We start from the raw sequence: 15,045 nt of genomic DNA on the forward strand, positions 1-15,045 counted from the left end.
CCAACTGGTTATATCAAAACTAAATATACGCTTTATCAGTGTAAGTTGCGTGATAACAGTATATTTTCATTGCTTTTAGCAGTTTCAGATAATCGCTTAACTACAAGGTCAAGAGGGCTGGCAATTGACTGTAAATCTTTTTTACCTACGTGTGTATATATCATTGTGGTTTCCGTTCTACTATGTCCCAGAAGTTCTTGTATATAACGTATGTCTACTCCGTTTTCTAGTAAATGAGTGGCGTAACTGTGTCTTAAAGTATGTGGCGTGACGTGTTTTGTTATTTTGGCCAGCTTGCAAGAACGCTTTAAAAATGCCCGAATGCTTTCTGGACTATATTTTTCGCCGTGTACTCCTTCTACAAAGTATCGTTTAGGAGTGTATGAGGTAAGATAATTATAAAGAAGGGGTTTAAAGCTTTCTGCCATCCCTACATACCGGTCTTTACGACCTTTTCCCTGGCGTATATGAAGTTGGTTTCGGTCTATGTCTAGATCACGCAATTCAAGATTTAAAAGCTCTCCTATACGTAAGCCACAGGAGTATATGAGTGCCAGAAGTGCGCGATGTTTAAGATTGCGTGTGGCTCTCAATAAATCAAGTATTTCTTGTGCACTTAAAACTTCAGGAAGCTTTTTTGACTTCTTAGGTTGTTGTAATGCTAAGTCTTCAATGCTTAGCTTTGGCGTAAAATGTATGAGGTGCTTAAATGCGCTTGTCATTTGACGGTGTGTACTTACAGAATAGTTATAGTTTTTTACACAGCTTCGTATATATAAACTTAGATCATCAAGCTGTGCATCTGCTAGTGATTTCTTAGATAAGTAAATGGCAAAGCCCAAAACAAAACTATAATACGTACGTAATGTACTTTCACTAAAACGCTTCCCTCTCAAATACGTCACATATTTTTTAAGAATAGGAATATTTATAGGTTCTACATGATCTTTACTTAAATTCTGGCGTTTCGTTTTTACAATATCTTTTGGTATAGGCTTCGATATATTAAATGCGGAATAGTCTACAAAAAAGTCAAAGTCACGCAAATTTTTATATAAGGTATGTAAAGAGGTAAAACGCTCAAATATGTAAAAACAACTGTGAGTTTTACTATAGCTAACGTGGACTATACGTTTTATCTTACTGCGATTAATATAGTTGTTTTCAAATTGAAGACTATATGCGGCTTCGTTTCTATGTATAAGAGGTTCTCAAACTACAGTATTCATAAAAAATGGCTTTACAGGTATGTAAAGCCATTAAATTAATGAAATTGAATTATATACGTGTTTTTTTAACTAATACTACATAGCCTTACTGAAAAATAACGCGTTCATCATCAGTTTATTAGTACCGTACCAGAAGGCTCTAAAGTTGGTATTATCTGTAAAGATGAGAACATCACCACGACCTGCAGACTGGTATACAAATGGGCGGGATTCTTTAAGAGCATCTAGATTTATAGAACTTATATAGCCACTTACCAATGGGTCATCAGTATATTGTATTGGGTTTTTGTAACTGGTTTCATCAGCTTCAATAAATAGTGTGGTATCTCTAAATAGATTAATATAATCAGACTCATAACCAAAGGCAATAGGGTGAGAGCGATCTAACTTAGCTTTAAAAATAGCACCACCTATTACCTGCGCACCGTTAAAATCGCTACGCTGTTCAAAAGATATACCCTCAGCAGGATTTTCGGTTTCTTTAGTGCTAAAATCAATAAGTCCTTGTCTTTTAATCCATTTTGCTGAATTTTTAAAACCGACTAATGTACCACCATTGCGAACCCAGGTTGATATTTTTTCAGATTCTTCATCGCTTATAGTTGACCCCCACGAGCTGGGCATAATGAGGGTTGTATAGCTGCTCAAATCTGTGCTGCCTAAATTACGGGTGTCTATCTTTGTTACTGAGATAGCGAAGCGGGTATCTAATACGTGCCAGATTTCACCGGCATCAAGTGAACTTATTCCTTCGCCTACCAGCAAAGCAATCTTTAAAGGTTTTAACGCTTCAAACTGGCGGCTTCCTAAGTCTATTCCCTGAGTTGAACCGGTCTTTACAGGATCTATATGTAAATGAGATGCTTTAGCAATTCCATCTAAAAAAGCATTCAACTCTTCATTTGTCAACTCTTGATTTTGTACCGGTATTAAAATGGTACCATAGTCATAGCGTTTACTGTTTAAAGTAAATGGTTGCATTGCCACTTTTGCGCGTATTCCTTTATTTAAAATACTATTAAGTGCCTTAGGTGCATAATAATTTGACCAGGGTAATAAATAGGCATAGTCACTGGTTGCTAGTGTAAGAGCAGCTTCAAATTGTACCGAATCTATTTTAGAGCCGGCAAGTGCTGCCGGCGCGGTCTCACTAAAATCAAGATTAAAAGCAAGGGGTAAACTCCACGCAGAAATATCATAAAACAAGCTGTCTTCAAAAGTGGTGCGCTTTTCAAACATCGCATTCAACAAGCGGCTGTGTTTTTGATTTTTAGGAACTACATAGCTGGTTTCGGTAGTAAAAGAAAGTTCTTTAGCAGTGTAATTTTCTTTTGCCTTATATATGGCAATGTGATGACGTTCTAATAATTGTGCGAGAAGTGTTGCGCGTGCAGGATCTGTTTTACTGCCAAATATATAGGCATCTCCTGCTACTTCAGCTCTAGACTTAGCATAAAAATCGCGTTGATAATCTAGCAGTTTTGTACGCATTGCCTGTGCTGCCTCTAGCGTAGATAAGAATGCTGTAAACTGGTTACGTACTGTAAACGGAAACGTTAATATTCCATTTTCAGTTTCCTGTAAATGACCCCGAGAACTGGCCTGTTCAAATAAAATACCTATGCTTCCATTTATATCTGGGAAGGTAGAACCTTTTCCGTAGTAAAAGTCGTCATAGTCTTCTTCAGTATAATAAAGCGATCCTATTTTATCAAAAGCTTTAGCGTGGTAGGTTCCTATTTCTGCAGTTAATTCCTGATTCAATTTTGGGGTTAGCGGGTGTGTTCTACTGGGTATTCCCGGTTGAAAGAAAAATGAAGAATTGCTGCCCATCTCGTGATGATCTGTTAAGATATTAGGATGCCAGTCGTGAAAGGTTTGAATACGGGCCTGAGATTCGGGCAATTGTGCCGGTAACCAGTCGCGGTTAAGGTCAAACCAGTAATGATTAGAACGCGCGCCAGGCCATACTTCGTCATATTCTCGGTCTTGAGGGTCTGCGGTAAGCGTTACATTTTTATTAGTGTTTGCCCAGTAAGAGAAGCGCTGCAACCCATCAGGATTAAAAGAAGGATCAAATAAAATAACGGTATTTTTTAAAAGCGCATCTATTTTAGGGCCTTGTGCAGCCGCTAAATAGTAAACAGCAAGTAATCCCGCATTAGAACCACTGGCCTCGTTACCATGTATGCTCATACCTTGATAAGTCACTATGGGCATCTTCTCAGTATCTAAATTTTTTGCATCAGCTTCTGTAAGCGCAAGATGTTGTTGTTTTATGCTTTCTATATTGGCGTGATTTTCTGGCGAAGTGATGGTCAAAAGTAGTAGCGGTCTGCCTTCAAAAGTGACACCGCGACGCGCTAATGTGATGCGGGGAGAGGCAGCTGCCATTTTCTCCATATAATTTACAAGTAAGTCGTGACTCACGTGCCAGGTACCCGGTACATAACCTAAGATATCCTGAGGTTTAGGTATCGCTGCATCGTAAGTAACATCATTAGGAAGGTAATAGTCGAGCGTAGGCGAAGTTACCTGAGCACTGCAAAAAGGGAAAATAACTAAAAGGAGCACTAATCTGAGTACATATTGCTGCATAAAGAGAGAGTTTTTTAATATCGCTTCCGCGGAAAATTTTAAGATTAAACGTCGTGTTTAAATATATTAATTAAAATACAATTACATCGTGAGTAGCTTTAAATGCTTGGGTTTAAATGGAGTTGTTAGGAATAAAATCTAAATTGTAATAACGGAAGCATTGATTTTAATTTAATAAATGAGCATATATAAGTTATTGGGATTAAAGAATTAGTTCAGGGTATGACATAAAAAAAGCCGCAAATAATGCGGCTTTAAACTGTTTTAGATTAGGCTATGCTTTAAATATCATCAAAACTTACATCTGTAAAAGCTTTGGCTGACTGTGCTTCTACAAGAATTTCTAAATCTTCATCTTTAGTGTAATCGCTTTGGTGACGCTCACTTATTACTTCTTCTCCTTTTTCATTAAGAATGTAACCGGTCATCTCATTTAAAATTTCTGAAAACCCTTCAAAATCTTCTTTATATAAATAGATTTTGTGTTTTTTGTAGTGAAAAGAGCCATCGTCATTTGTAAACTTTTTACTTTCGGTAATGGTCAGGTAATAATCTCCTGCACGTGTAGATCGCACGTCAAAAAAGTACGTGCGTCTTCCTGCTCTTAATACTTTCGAGAATATCTCATCATTCCCCTTCATTTCATTATTGCTCATAATCTTGGTTTAATTGATACGCTTTATGCACTCAAAAATGGAAAAAAATTAAATGGTGTACAAAATTTTTATTCCATTTCTTTTTCGTCAAGTTGTTTTCGGTAAAGTTCTTGATAATATCCCGGTTGTTTTACAAGGTCATTATGAGTCCCTCGCTGTATAATTTCACCTTCTTCAAGAATAATTATTTTGTCTGCATTTTTTGCAGAAGAGATTCTGTGGCTTACTAAAATAGTGGTCTTTTGAGAAGAGATGCGTTTTAGGTTTGCTAAAATTTCTTCTTCGGTTTCTGTATCTACAGCAGATAAACTATCATCAAATAGCAATATCTGTGGATCTTTTATAATCGCTCGGGCAATAGATACACGTTGTTTTTGACCACCACTTAAGGTAATTCCACGTTCGCCTAAAATAGTATCATAGCCTTTAGAAAATTCGACAATGTTTTTATCTACCACGGCATTTTTTGCGGCTTCAACTACCTCGGCATCGGTCGCTTTACTGTTACCAAATTTTATATTTTCTTTGATACTATCACTAAATAAAAAGGCTTCCTGCGGCACATAGCCTATACTGGTGCGCAGGTCTTTTAGATTAAATGATTCTATAGGTTTTTGATCTATTAGAATTACACCGCCATTAGTATCGTATAAGCGGGCTATAAGCTCAAGAATGGTAGATTTACCAGAGCCTGTTTTACCTATTATTGCAAGTGTTTCACCTTCTTCTACTTCAAAAGATACATTTTTTAAAGCCGTAATATTAGTATCATCATAAGTGAACGTTACATTATCAAATGTAATTCTTCCGGTAACGGGGGTATGTTCTTTTGTATTATTTACAATTTCAGGTTGCTCTTTTAAAAACTCGTTAATTCGTTTTTGAGAAGCTTCCGCTTGTTGCACCAGAGAAGTGATCCACCCTACAGATGCCACAGGCCAGGTTAGCATATTTACGTAGATTAAAAACTCTACAATTACGCCCAGATCAGGTATTGTTCCGTCTATATATTGTTTGCCACCTATATAAAGCACCAGTAAATTACTTGCGCCGATAAGGGCAATCATTAGCGGGAAGAAAAACGCCTGTACTTTTACGAGATCCAGGTTTTTCTGTTTGCTGGTTTCAGATAACTCTGTAAAATTTTCAAAAGTTTGAGATTCGAGTCCGTAGGCTTTAATTACACCTATTCCACTAAAAGATTCCTGAGTAAACGTGCTCAAATGGGATAAATATTGCTGAACCACAGTACTGCGTGCGTGAATTAATTTACTCAATTGATAAATTGCCACAGATAATATAGGTAACGGTATAATTACATAAAGCGTTAGGGTAGGAGCGGTATAGTACATATAGGGGATTACCGTCGCAAATAAAATTACGGTGGTAACACCGTACATAATCGCGGGGCCTAAATACATACGTACTTTGCTCACATCCTCACTTATACGGTTCATAAGATCCCCGGTTCGGTTTTTCTTATAAAAATTTAAAGATAAATTCTGGTATTGGTTATACACCTCATTTTTTAAATCGGCTTCCATGTATCTGGAAACCACAATAAACATCTGTCGCATTAAAAAAGTAAAAAATGCAGAAAGTAATGCAGCTCCAAGCAACATCAGCAAAGTCATCATTAATTGATGTTTTAATTCGCTGATTTGGCCTCCGTTAGTCATATAATTTTCGACATATTTTACCATATCGCCAGAAAATTTAGGCGTAAGTATGGCAAAAATGCGGGCTATAACAACAATGAAAAAGCCTAATATGAGCTTCCATTTATATTTATTAAAATATTTATTAAGGTGTTGCAGTTCTTTCATAGCGTATTTTAATCTGCTGCGTACAATCTATTTTTTAATGTTAAAAATAAGGTGCAATCAACAGCGGCGCAAAGATAAACGATTAGACTGTATTTGAGGGCTTGAGTTTTTTGAGATAAAAAACAAAATACCTTGCTAAGAACTCTTAGATATCATGTATTTTTGCAGCGTTTTTGAAGAGAACCATCCTATTGATGCTCATCTTCAAAAAATTGATATATCAAACATCAAAAGTTCTTTAAAGCTATGCTCAATAGACGGCACATTCGCATAAAGGTAATGCAAGCGCTTTACGCCTTAAGTCAATCTGAAAACCAAGATTTGATTAAAGAAGAAAAATTTATGAATGCGAGTACGGCACAGATGTACGACTTGTATCTTGTAATGGTAGATTTACTGGTAGAAATTCACGCTCACGCGAAAGATTTTTTAGAGAAATCTCAACAAAAAATGTTAGCGACAGAGTCTGACAAAAATCCCAATCTAAAGTTTGTAAACAATAAGGTACTCGTAAGCCTTGCCGAAAATGAACTTCTTCAAAAAGAACTTAAAAAAGCAAAACTTAACAACTGGCGTTTAGATAGCGAGTATGTAGTTCTTATTTATGAGAGTCTTATAGAAAGTGAGTTCTTTGAAGAATATATGCTGAAGCCTGAAACCGACTTTAAAGAAGATCGGGATTTCGTTATTCAATTTTTTACAGAACTGGTAGCGCCTAACGATAAGTTATACGAGTATCTTGAAGATTACAGAATCACATGGATAGATGATTTACCAGTGGTAAATACGACGATCATTAAGCGACTTTCAAAATTAAAACCAAACTCTCCCGAATCTACTATCTTACCTAAATTGTATAAAGATGAAGAAGATCGCCAGTACGCAAAAGATTTGTTGCTGCGTACCTCTCGTAATGATGCGGAGTTTGAAGCAGAGATTTTAGGAAATACCCCAAACTGGGATCAGGATCGTATCGCAACACTGGATAAGATTTTAATAAAAATGGCATTGTGTGAATTTTTAAAATTTGCCTCAATACCGGTAAAGGTTACAATTAATGAATATTTAGAGCTTTCTAAAGAATATTCAACCCCTAAGAGTAGTATATTTATTAACGGTGTTTTAGATCGTCTTGTAAAAAAATACAAATTAGAAGGAAGGCTTAACAAAGCTGGCCGCGGGCTAATTGAGTAATAAATAAAATCGTATTTTTGAGACCCTTTTAAAAAATGATATCAATATGAAAAAAGTATTTCTGGCAGCTGGTTTAATAGCTGCATTAGCATTTACAGGTTGTAAAGACAACGCATCTGAAAAAGTTAAAGGCGAAAACGTAGAAATGGCAGCTAATCGTGATGCTAATGCTACTGCATTTCCTAAAATGGAATTTGAAGAGAGTGAGTATGATTTTGGTAATATAGAACGTGGTACGGGTGTAGAACATGTTTTTAAATTTAAAAACACAGGTGATGCACCTTTGGTAATAGTTGACGCTACAAGTACTTGTGGGTGTACTGTTCCTAGTTTTCCTGAAGAGCCTATCGCTCCCGGTGAAACAGGAGAACTTCTAGTTAAGTATAATGGAAGTGGTATGAACGCAGTAACTAAAATTGTAACTGTAAAATCTAATACTCAAAAAGGAACTGAAACTGTAAAAATTACCGCATTTGTTAAGTCTGAACAAGGACCTACAAACAACGGATAAGCACCACTAAATGGAACAAATAACAAGTTTTTTACCTATACTCCTTATGATTGCCGTCGTGTATCTTTTTATGATACGCCCGCAAATGAAACGTCAAAAAGATGAAAAGAAATTTGGCGAAGCATTAAAAAGGGGAGACCGGGTAATTACAAAAAGTGGTCTTCACGGAAAGATATTAGAACTTAATGAAAGTACAGTAGTACTGGAGAGCGGAGCCGGCAAAATGATTTTTGAACGTTCTGCACTCTCATTAGAATTAACTAAAAAACTTAATGAGCCTGCTAAACCTGCGGTTGTTAAGAAAAAGTAATTTTACAAACTTCTTTATAAAAAAAATCCCGATGCATTTGCATCGGGATTTTTTGTTTTATTCAGATTAACAATGACCCTAAATACTTAAAATTTAGAACCATTAATTATTTTCGATATTATTGTACGATAAATAAGCTTGCAATTGCAACAGCATCATCACCAGTTAGAATCTCATCATAAGCTTCTGTAGCAGATGCCATTGAAAATGGGCGGGTATCGTTGTTATTTTTAGGATCAGGACCTATATCTGTCATAACATTTACACCTCCCTGATTAAGATTATCTTCACCGTTATATACTGCCTGAGTAGCTTCTGGCATACCTGCACCTCTTTGATTTCCGGTGATCCAACCATTTAGACCGCGTAATCTGCGAATTTCAGAAGCATGTCTTGCCTCAACAGAATGAATCTGTAATGCTGCCGTTAAAACACCAGGATTGCCTATTAAGTTAGCAGCCTGCCCTTTATAAGCACGTACTCCTGTATCTTCAAAGGCTTGAGCTAAGGCTAATAATTGAGCATATGCTGTAGCATTACCAGAATTATTATCATTAAATGGATCAAATGCACCACCTACAGTAAAATCAAAAGTTGGTTTAGTTACTGGTGTTGCACCCTGAGCCTCTATTGCTCCTCTTAAAAAGTCTACATGCTGAGACTCATGCTTAGAAATTTGCATATATATAGCTTCAGCTTTTGCATTTCCAGATAAAACTCCAGAATCTAAAGCTTTTGCATAGAATTCATCTTCTAAATATTCTAGGGTTAAAGCCAAGTTTAAAACTCCGGTAACATCACCAGTAGCCTGAGCATATGATTTATTTCCTACGGTAGCTAAACCAAAAGGTACAGCTAACATTGCAGCTTTCTTACTTATACTTCCTAATTGACCAAAAATTGCACGTCTTGATGACATTGGAGCTTGAAGTTGATCAGTTGTAAATTCGTCTAAAAATTTTATAATATTCATTTTAAATGTCTTTGATAGTTAGTAATTAGGCTTGTGGATTTTTATATGTAAATGGTGTCACGAAAAATCCTCCGGCTGCTGTGATAACTTCAGCAGGACTTTTAGCTAAGTCAAGACCGTTTGAATCTATGATGTCATCTCCAGCAAAAGCAGTATAATCTGCAGATCCACTAATTAATGACCGTATTGCTGCAGCATGACGCGCTTCTACAGATACGATTTTTCCTGCAAGGGTTAGATAGGCGGCAGTTTGTATATATTGCCCTGCGCCATTATATGCGCTAACGCCCGTATCTTCTAAAACTTTTGCAGTACCAAGAACAGAATCTCTATCTGAAAAATCTACTGTACTAAAATCAAATTCTAAATTTGCAGTTAATCGAGCATTTGGATCTGGCACATTTGCATCAATTGCAGCTTTAAACCACTCTCTATGATTAACCTCATGATTATATAAAGCTAATAGAATTGCTTTTTCATCTTCATTTGCACTTGCATAGAATGAGCCATTTACAACATTAGTATAAAATGCTGCTTCTAATTGTTCTAATGCGTAAGCATAATTTAATACACCAACATCTCCTGTACCTAAGTCAAAAGTACCTCCCATCATATTGCCATTATCATCATCATCACTACAAGATGCGAGTAATAGTCCAGAACCTACAACAGCTAGGCCGCTCACTTTTAAAAAGTTTCTGCGGTTTCTACCTACAGTTTGAGTTTTTACCTCAATCGATTTTTTCATTTTCATAACGTTTGAATTTCTTTGGTTATTAATACTTATAGAAACCTACGATGAAAATGTAATTAGGGTTTTGAGAGAAGTCTGTTTAACAAATGTTTAAGATATAATGACATTTTAGGTCATTATTTAACAGTAATTATCAAAAATAGTTAATGATAATATGATAAAATATTTAGAAATAAATTTTTAGAATGCGTTTATTATTCTTTAATAAATGAGATTTTTCTAATAAAAAACCCTAATTTGTCTCAAAAGGGTAATTTGTGAACACAAAAACCTGTCAACACGATTGGAAAAAAGTAGAATTTATTATTGTGAATGATTAATCACAGGTAAAATTGAAATCGATTATTTTATAAGAATAATTTTTCTTGTAATTAAAATGCCACCATTCTGTACGTATGGTTTCAAAGCCAAAAAGCGTCATCCCATCTTGTAGAATCCGTCTGTTCTCAAGAACTTTTTTTGGCAAATTTGTATTATCTATATGAGCTTCTCTTCCAAAAAAATCGTGATCTGTTCCCATATTTACCGGCGTACCATCTAATTTTTCAAGACTTATATCTACTGCGGCACCTCTATTATGTACAGAACCACTTTTGTAGGGATTAGCAACATACTGCGCATTGGGAAAAGCAGCCCACATTTTTTTCTGAGCACTTACGGGTCTGTAGCAATCAAAGAGTACAATACGATAACCCTTCTCACAAAAGTAATGATTAGCAGCTTTTAAAGCTTTTGCAACCTCGGGACGTAAATAACAGGCTGCACAGTCATAGAAAGCTTCTTTTAAAAAATTATTACTACTAGCGTAGCGTATATCATAAGTGAAACCGTCTTTTAGCGTATCTAAAAGAATTAGTTGGGTTTTAGTCTCTTGTGCTTTTGTAAAGCTGAAAATAAATAAGCTAACGCAGAGGAAGTAGAATTTCATTTATTAAAATTGAATTGCTTCAGCTTCAAAAAACTGAAATTTAAAGATAAAAATAAACCGGTTATGCCTTGCCTGCCAGGTATTTTTTATCCATCCAGAAAGTCCCAAATGGGATAATTGAACACGCCAAAACTATTAGTAATGTTTTAAAATTCCAGTTTAATTCGGTTTTAAATACTATAGCCATAACCACGTAAACTAAAAATAAAACACCGTGAGCCATTCCTATAATTTGATTAGGCATACCCATTTCAAAAATATACTTAAGAGGCATGGTTACAAATAAAATAAGCAATAGCGATATTCCTTCAAGTATGCTTATAATCTGAAAAGCTTTAATCATGAAACTAAATTAAAAATTGCTGCACCATAAATTGCAAAACGCACAAAGCGTAATAAACCAAAAAGGAGGTAGTTTACAAATGGATATTTAATCATTCCTGCTGCCAAACTACTTACTGCAAAAGGAACCGGTAAAATTGCACCCACAACAATTAGGAAACCACCCCATTTACGGGCATTTTTTAAGTGTTTAGCCATTTTTACCTCCAGATATTCATGTACTGCATGAATACGTGTAGATGCGCGCCCTGTGAAATAACTAATAATTCCGCCGGCGTAAGATAAAATTGCTATAAGTGACAGGTACAAAATAGGATCTGGCATTTTATCACTCCACGCAATAAAAATTTCAGGTGGTATAAGTCCCAATATACTTTCCGAAACAAAGAAAACAAACAGCACCCAAAAAGGAGGGAAGGTGTCTGTCATTTTAATTAATAAATCATTTATATCAATTACAAAATAATGAATACATACGAGTGCTATTACAAATACTAAAAGGGGGGTAAGGGCTTTTTTGAGACTACTGCCCACAAATGAATAGAACCCCGTATACTTGTAATACTGGTGTAACAATTGAAGTCTGGACTTTTTCTCTTTTTTATGTTCTGAAGTCATCCAATTAATTTTTTGCAAAGATACTTCTTGAAATACAGGATAACAACGTTGTTCGCCTTTATATTATTTTCTTAATACAGTTTTGGGAAAACTTTAAAATATGAGTTTTTCTTCTGCGTATATTTAAAGTTAATTTTAGCCTATGGATAAATTTAAAGACAAAGTAGCTCTAATTACAGGAGGTACAAAAGGAATAGGTAGAGGAGTTGCTGAAGCACTTCTTGAACTGGGAATGAATGTAGCGATTACGAGTAGAACACTTAGTAGTGCTGAAGAAGTTGCCGCAGATTTAAATGAAAAGTTTAAAGGTAAAGGCAGAGCATTAGGATTGAAAGCCGATGTACGAAATTTTGAAAGTCAGGTGCAGGCCGTAAACAATTTAATTGCAGAATTTGGTAAGCTAGATGTTCTGGTTGCTAACGCCGGTTTAGGTCATTTTGGTAATATTAAAGACTTAACTGTTGAGGAGTGGCAAGAGACTATAGATACTAATTTGACAGGTGTTTTCTATAGTGTTAAAGCTTCGTTAGCACATTTAAAACAAGCTAAAGGGTATATATTTACCATATCAAGCCTTGCAGGAACTAATTTCTTTGCAGGTGGTACTGCTTATAACGCCAGCAAATTTGGTTTAACCGGTTTTACACAGGCGATGATGTTAGATCTTAGGGACGATGATATAAAAGTCTCTACGATTATGCCGGGTTCGGTAGCCACTCATTTTAATGATCACGAGCCTTCTGAAAAAGATAGCTGGAAAATTCAGAGTGAAGATATAGGGGAGCTTGTAGTTGATTTGATAAAGATGAATCCGCGTACATTGCCAAGTAAAATTGAAGTACGACCATCTAAGCCACCTAAAAGTTAGAGACTTTAGCTTTAAGCATAAAAAAACACCCATTAAAATGGGTGTTTTTTTATGTAATATTATAGTAGAACTTTTAGTTCTCTTCAGCGTAGATCTGCATCGCTTCAACGTAAGCTCTTAAATCTAGTCGGTTTGTTTTATTTTCAGGTTCAGCTAATAGGTTTAAAAGGTATAAAAGACTTTCAGCAGGTTCTGAATTATTATCCTGCTCATCTAATAACTCTTCATAACCTTCAATAGGCTCTTCTTCAGGAATAGGAATATCAAAAGTCTGGTAAGCCTCAATATGTTCAAAAACTAATCGTATAGTTTTAGCTATTAACGGGCGTTCTTCTTCAACAGCATACGGTCTTAGATTTTGTAAATCTTCAACAACAGTATTGGTAATGATACCATTTTGCTCAACATCTGAAATGAGCTTGTTTAATAGTTTTATCGCTTTTTGATTCTTCAAAATGAATTTTTTAATGTTGTTACAAAGGTAACAGATTAGGTATTTTTTTGTTATCTCGAGAGCTACTTTTTTTATGTTTTAATGAACATTATTTTTTTTAGTGGTAACCGCTTGAAAATAGAGCAATTCTATTTTTTTTATTTTAGAAAAATATTTAACCCTTATAAATAATTTAATTCCTTATTTAAACTTGTGAGAAGCCCTTTAAATGCCTTATTTTTGCAAGATTCATTACAAAACAAAGCTACTTTTGAGCGATAAGGCAATAGGACAGGACACAGACAGCGGCAAAGAACTATACAGTTATCAAGAAAATGATCTTGATCGAATTTTTACTTGTATAGAAGAATCTCCAGATGATTTTAATCTTTTATATCAACTTCCTACGGGTGGAGGTAAAACTGTTATTTTTTCGGAAATAGTACGTAGATACATTAGGGAAAAACAGAAAAAGGTGGTTATTCTAACACACCGGATAGAACTTTCTGCGCAAACTTCTAAGATGCTTAAAACATTTAATGTACCTAATATGGTCATTAATAGTAAAGTTAAAACCTTAGAAGGTAATGAAGATTATATGTGTTACGTTGCGATGGTTGAGACGTTAAATAACCGTTTGCAAGATGAACAAATAGACATAAAAGATATAGGTCTTGTCATTATAGATGAGGCGCATTACAATTCATTTAGAAAACTGTTTAGTTATTTTAAAGATGCATTTATATTAGGTGTTACGGCAACTCCTTTAAGTTCTAATGTGAAGTTACCTATGAAAGATAACTACCGCAAACTTATTATAGGAGAAAGCATAGGATCTTTAATAGAAAAAGGTTTTTTAGCGAAAGCTAACATGCATACCTATGATGTAGGACTTAAAACACTACAGGTAGGTATAAATGGAGATTATACCGTAAAATCTTCTGAAATTTTATATACCAATCAAAGCATGCAGGAAAAATTACTTGCAGCTTATGAAGAACAGGCAAAAGGTACTAAAACCCTAATCTTTAATAATGGTATTAATACCTCACGCTATGTCTATGAGACGTTTAAGGAAGCAGGGTATGATGTGAGGCATCTTGACAATACGCATACTAATAAAGAGCGAAAACAAATTTTAAAGTGGTTTAAGCATACACCAGATGCTATATTAACTTCTGTAAGTATATTAACGACCGGCTTTGATGAGCCATCTGTAGAAACGATTATCTTAAACAGAGCAACACGATCGCTTACCCTATATTTTCAAATGATAGGTAGGGGTTCACGTGTTCTACCCGATAAAAAGAAGTTTGAAGTTATTGATTTAGGAAATAATATGGCGCGTTTTGGTCTATGGGATGCACCTATGGACTGGAATGATATTTTCTTATATCCAGATTTTTATTTAGAAAATTTAGTAAGTGACGAAGAAATAGAGCGCAATTTTGAATATGTAATGCCTCCTGAGTTACGTGCAGAATTTAGTAAAAGTGCTGATATTTCTTTCGATATAAAGAAAGAATACGAAGATGTTTTTGCAAAAGGCTTAAAATCTAAGGAAGCTTTAGAACGTTCTATAGATCAACATGCAAAAATTGTTTTTGAGAATTCTGAAGACATTTTTGATGCTCGTATTCTGGCTCGTGAGCTTAAAGACGAAATACAATATAGAATACGCCTGTATTCTTACTGTATTATGAAAAATACAAAAAACTATAAAAATTGGTTAGAAGAAGATTACAACCGCAAGTTACGTTTGAAATTAAGTCAAATGTATGCCAGTGTTACAGCTACTAACTAAC

General features: G+C 35.1%; 15 protein-coding genes. 5 read left to right on the plus strand and 10 right to left on the minus strand.

What is annotated here, in order from left to right; all coding sequences use genetic code 11:
• Positions 1-35 precede the first annotated feature (35 nt).
• The 4 genes from P164_RS03560 to P164_RS03575 form a co-directional block, all read right to left on the minus strand.
• Complete coding sequence (locus P164_RS03560) at positions 36-1,046, minus strand: tyrosine-type recombinase/integrase (RefSeq protein ID WP_051621179.1); 1,011 nt, start codon at positions 1,044-1,046, stop codon at positions 36-38.
• Positions 1,047-1,304: 258 nt separating this feature from the next.
• A complete protein-coding gene (locus P164_RS03565) occupies positions 1,305-3,827 on the minus strand; it encodes a M14 family metallopeptidase (protein WP_028375098.1) in 2,523 nt (840 codons plus the stop codon).
• A 281-nt stretch (positions 3,828-4,108) separates the two neighbouring features.
• Positions 4,109-4,483, minus strand: coding sequence for a PUR family DNA/RNA-binding protein (locus P164_RS03570; protein ID WP_028375099.1), 375 nt, complete (start codon positions 4,481-4,483; stop codon positions 4,109-4,111).
• Between the two features lie 68 nt (positions 4,484-4,551).
• Positions 4,552-6,309, minus strand: coding sequence for an ABC transporter ATP-binding protein (locus tag P164_RS03575; RefSeq protein ID WP_028375100.1), 1,758 nt, complete (start codon positions 6,307-6,309; stop codon positions 4,552-4,554).
• A gap of 246 nt (positions 6,310-6,555) precedes the next feature.
• Between P164_RS03575 and nusB the strand changes: the two genes are divergently transcribed.
• Genes nusB through yajC form a run of 3 tightly spaced genes read left to right on the plus strand, consistent with a single transcriptional unit; the run spans position 6,556 to position 8,324 of the window.
• Positions 6,556-7,503, plus strand: a complete 948-nt coding sequence (nusB, locus tag P164_RS03580; RefSeq protein ID WP_199907767.1) for a transcription antitermination factor NusB — start codon at positions 6,556-6,558, stop codon at positions 7,501-7,503.
• 46 nt (positions 7,504-7,549) lie between these two features.
• On the plus strand, positions 7,550-8,014 hold the full coding sequence (locus P164_RS03585) for a DUF1573 domain-containing protein (protein ID WP_028375102.1): 465 nt from the start codon (positions 7,550-7,552) through the stop codon (positions 8,012-8,014).
• 10 nt (positions 8,015-8,024) lie between these two features.
• Positions 8,025-8,324, plus strand: coding sequence for a preprotein translocase subunit YajC (yajC, locus tag P164_RS03590; protein ID WP_028375103.1), 300 nt, complete (start codon positions 8,025-8,027; stop codon positions 8,322-8,324).
• A 118-nt stretch (positions 8,325-8,442) separates the two neighbouring features.
• Here yajC and P164_RS03595 read toward each other — a convergent pair whose 3' ends face one another.
• The 5 genes from P164_RS03595 to P164_RS03615 form a co-directional block, all read right to left on the minus strand.
• Positions 8,443-9,297, minus strand: a complete 855-nt coding sequence (locus tag P164_RS03595; RefSeq protein WP_028375104.1) for a ferritin-like domain-containing protein — start codon at positions 9,295-9,297, stop codon at positions 8,443-8,445.
• A 25-nt stretch (positions 9,298-9,322) separates the two neighbouring features.
• Entirely contained in the window at positions 9,323-10,045 is a 723-nt protein-coding gene (locus P164_RS03600) for a ferritin-like domain-containing protein (protein WP_028375105.1), read from the minus strand.
• Between the two features lie 322 nt (positions 10,046-10,367).
• Positions 10,368-10,979, minus strand: coding sequence for a M15 family metallopeptidase (locus P164_RS03605; RefSeq protein ID WP_028375106.1), 612 nt, complete (start codon positions 10,977-10,979; stop codon positions 10,368-10,370).
• A 61-nt stretch (positions 10,980-11,040) separates the two neighbouring features.
• Positions 11,041-11,322, minus strand: coding sequence for a DUF3817 domain-containing protein (locus P164_RS03610; RefSeq protein ID WP_028375107.1), 282 nt, complete (start codon positions 11,320-11,322; stop codon positions 11,041-11,043).
• Positions 11,319-11,939, minus strand: a complete 621-nt coding sequence (locus tag P164_RS03615) for a YqaA family protein (RefSeq protein WP_028375108.1) — start codon at positions 11,937-11,939, stop codon at positions 11,319-11,321. Before P164_RS03615 ends, P164_RS03610 begins: the two co-directional genes overlap by 4 nt.
• A gap of 142 nt (positions 11,940-12,081) precedes the next feature.
• Between P164_RS03615 and P164_RS03620 the strand changes: the two genes are divergently transcribed.
• On the plus strand, positions 12,082-12,807 hold the full coding sequence (locus P164_RS03620; protein ID WP_028375109.1) for an SDR family oxidoreductase: 726 nt from the start codon (positions 12,082-12,084) through the stop codon (positions 12,805-12,807).
• Between the two features lie 73 nt (positions 12,808-12,880).
• Here the strand turns inward: P164_RS03620 and P164_RS03625 are convergent, their stop codons facing one another.
• Positions 12,881-13,261 carry a hypothetical protein gene (locus P164_RS03625; protein ID WP_028375110.1) on the minus strand — a complete coding sequence of 127 codons (381 nt, stop codon included), beginning with the start codon at positions 13,259-13,261 and terminating at the stop codon, positions 12,881-12,883.
• A 250-nt stretch (positions 13,262-13,511) separates the two neighbouring features.
• On the opposite strand from P164_RS03625, the gene P164_RS03630 reads away from it, so the two are divergent.
• Positions 13,512-15,044 carry a DEAD/DEAH box helicase gene (locus P164_RS03630; RefSeq protein WP_028375111.1) on the plus strand — a complete coding sequence of 511 codons (1,533 nt, stop codon included), beginning with the start codon at positions 13,512-13,514 and terminating at the stop codon, positions 15,042-15,044.
• Position 15,045: the final 1 nt, after the last annotated feature.

It is taken from the genome of Leeuwenhoekiella sp. MAR_2009_132 (assembly GCF_000687915.1).
Classification (GTDB): Bacteria; Bacteroidota; Bacteroidia; order Flavobacteriales; family Flavobacteriaceae; genus Leeuwenhoekiella.